We start from the raw sequence: 2728 nt of genomic DNA, 5'->3' as shown, positions 1-2728 counted from the left end.
TAAAATTACAGCAAGAAAGGTGGCTGCAAAAAACTGCCAAAAAGCTTGGATACCAGCTTACAGTTAGTGCGTAGAAAAATACGTCATCGGTAGCTTGTCGAAAGGTCAGACACCTCCTTTCCATAAATCTCAACCGCAACGCCAATTAACCTTGGAGGTTTCCAAAACCTCCAAGGTTTCTCTCCGAGCTCGCTACGTCTGAGGAGGGTTTACCATGACAAAACCTTGATGGAGTGCTACCTTGTTGGTCACGCCCATGTTGGTCTTGTGACCAACATGTGAAATACAAGTAGGTTATCGTAAATGAGCGAGCATCAGCATGTCAGATAGTCCTTGTTTGCATAGTTACAGGTGACAACACCTGCAGCGGCCATAATGCACTGATAAAGGTTTAATTAGTCTAAATTGGCTATTGGGTTAGCGTTTTGGTTTTTTTGGTGTAGTAGCGGAGGAGGAGCGGAGTGCTGCTATTTTAGAAGGGTCCTGTCGGGTATCAAACAAGGTGATAATTTCAATCTCATCTGGACTAACCCGATAGAATAGACTGTTTTGTTTGGTAACAACGCATTTGTAAAGCCCTTTTACTTCTACCGATTCTGGGCAACTCTGAGGGTAATGGGAGATTTGGAGTATGCTCTTATCTAGCTTCTTGATGAAGTCATTTTTTACTTTTGCAGACCATTTATCTTCTAGGAACTCTAGTAAATCGCCCAATTTCGATTTGGTTGTAGGAGATAATACTACTCTTCTTCCTTTCATCGATGTTTAGCCATCACATCCTCATAATCGAACTTTTCTCCTCTGTCCAGTTGATCAATACCCTGCCTAATTTCCTTTCTTTGTGATTCAGTTAGATCATCCCAAAAGTCTTGTTCATTGGCTTTTACAAACTGCTTGAGTTTATCAACCAACGACATGTCCTTAATTTGTGTGATGTACTCGATCAATGCGTACTTTTCTGTTTGGATGTCCATACGTGTTCTGATTTCTTCTGTAAAAGTAACGATTCTGTGAGCATTTAGCGTAGCTGATTCACCTCCAAGGGTTTATTACTACCAAGAAAGAGACAACCAATCTCACCCTACGCCCATGTTGGTCTTGTGACCAACATGTGAAATTCAAGTAGATGATGCTAAAAGAGCTTGTTTGCGTAGCTGCAGGGGCCAACACCTGCAGCGGCAGTACCAGAGTTTATAGAGGCATTGTCGAAATAAACACGCCCCAAGCTCCGGTAAACCTTGGAGGTTTTGAAAACCTGCAAGGTTTCTCTCCGAGCTCGCTACGTCGGAGGAGTATCTGCCGGAGGCATCTTGAGTCGGGTCATCCTGAGTTGGGGGACGCCTCGTCTCGAAGGATAAGACTCGACTCCTAATTATCGTAAGGTTTTTTCTTATAGTTCGACAAGCTACCGATGACAATTCCCTGACGGATTGCCATCGACGCCCATGTTGGTCTTGTGACCAACATGTGAAATAAAAGTAGATTGTCGTAAAAGAGCTTGTTTGCGGAGCTGTAGGTGACAACACCTGCAGCGGCATCCCTTTCCATTGTCGATAAGGCCAAAATGTTAACATTTTAAGAAATATCTGAGAAATTGTAATAGACGGTTGCATGCTTCTGAAAAATCCATTTATTTGCAGCACTGATTAAGAACCCAGGCAATGACTAGAACCTATTGCCTATAATGTATCGCCATACTAGCTATGAAGCCAACCTTACTTACCGCCATCTTACTGTGGGTGCTTGGCTCCTGTTCACAGCAGGTGCAAGAGCAAAACAGTGTTTACTTACAGGTCAATCAAAAACTTCTTTCGGAAGAGGTCTATACCTCTGAGGGTTTTTTATTTAAAAAGCCTAAAAATTGGGTTTCAGTAAATGAATCACAATCAGGTCCCCCTGTTTTTATGAATCCGGTGGATTCTTCCTTTATGCTACTAAGTGTGCCTACTCCTGATTTGTCCAGTTTCAATGGGCCACAAAGCAGTGAATTTGTTCAAAACTCCATTCATTTTTCACAGGACGTCTATCAGAATGAGACTATGGTGTTTTTTGCCGTTCGGATGAAAAACGAAATAGACTCTACAGGAGTGATCTATGTAGTGCCGCGCGCTAGTGTAGACCAACTGGCTCCGGTGATCGAGTCGTCTATCGGTAGCATAGAGCCTGCCAGAGGGTGATTTCTAAAATAGTATTTTTCTAATTTTTATATTGTTTAACTTAACTTCATTATTACGATGAAAAAACTATCGTCAATTGCAATCGCATTACTTATCATGTTGAGTGTATCATCTTGCTACACCATGACTCACACTGTAGGAGCTGGTGCTCAGGGTACTAGCACTACAGCTAAAAAACAGTGGTATGCACTTTGGGGATTGGTGCCTATCTCTAATGTAGACACTAAAGCGATGGCTGGTGGTGCTTCTGACTACACCATCACTACTCAGCAGTCTTTCGGAGACGGTGTGATCGGTATGTTCACTGGTATCGTTACCATCCAGCCAAGAACTGTAAAAGTGACTAAGTAATTAGTCCTAAGATCTTCTTTTAGAAAGCCAGCTGATTCAGCTGGCTTTTTTTGGTGTGCCATGCACACTTTCCTCTACCTCTAGGGTGAGGTTGAGTTTTTTTTTAACCAAGTCCCGAACGAGCCCAGATGGAGTGGAATCGTTAGCTGAAGGCAAGGGTGTCCTGAGTAATTGGGAATCCAAAGGAAGCTTAAGGCAAA

4 protein-coding genes are annotated in these 2728 nt (G+C 42.7%); 2 read left to right on the top strand and 2 right to left on the bottom strand.

Annotated features, from left to right (window positions below; translation table 11 throughout):
• Positions 1-417: 417 nt before the first annotated feature.
• A complete protein-coding gene (locus C7460_RS23360) occupies positions 418-759 on the bottom strand; it encodes a type II toxin-antitoxin system RelE/ParE family toxin (RefSeq protein ID WP_115870556.1) in 342 nt (113 codons plus the stop codon).
• Positions 756-974: a hypothetical protein gene (locus tag C7460_RS23355; RefSeq protein WP_115870555.1), complete on the bottom strand. Its 219-nt coding sequence runs from the start codon at positions 972-974 to the stop codon at positions 756-758. Before C7460_RS23355 ends, C7460_RS23360 begins: the two co-directional genes overlap by 4 nt.
• A 729-nt stretch (positions 975-1703) precedes the next feature.
• Here C7460_RS23355 and C7460_RS23345 point away from each other — a divergent pair.
• Together C7460_RS23345 and C7460_RS23340 are read left to right on the top strand one after the other, a co-directional pair.
• Entirely contained in the window at positions 1704-2177 is a 474-nt protein-coding gene (locus tag C7460_RS23345) for a hypothetical protein (protein WP_115870553.1), read from the top strand.
• Positions 2178-2234: 57 nt separating this feature from the next.
• Positions 2235-2528, top strand: a complete 294-nt coding sequence (locus C7460_RS23340; RefSeq protein ID WP_115870552.1) for a Bor/Iss family lipoprotein — start codon at positions 2235-2237, stop codon at positions 2526-2528.
• Positions 2529-2728 lie beyond the last annotated feature (200 nt).

The organism is Marinoscillum furvescens DSM 4134 (genome assembly GCF_003386095.1).
GTDB lineage: Bacteria > Bacteroidota > Bacteroidia > Cytophagales > Cyclobacteriaceae > Marinoscillum > Marinoscillum furvescens.
This window is presented reverse-complemented; position numbering and strand designations above follow the sequence as displayed.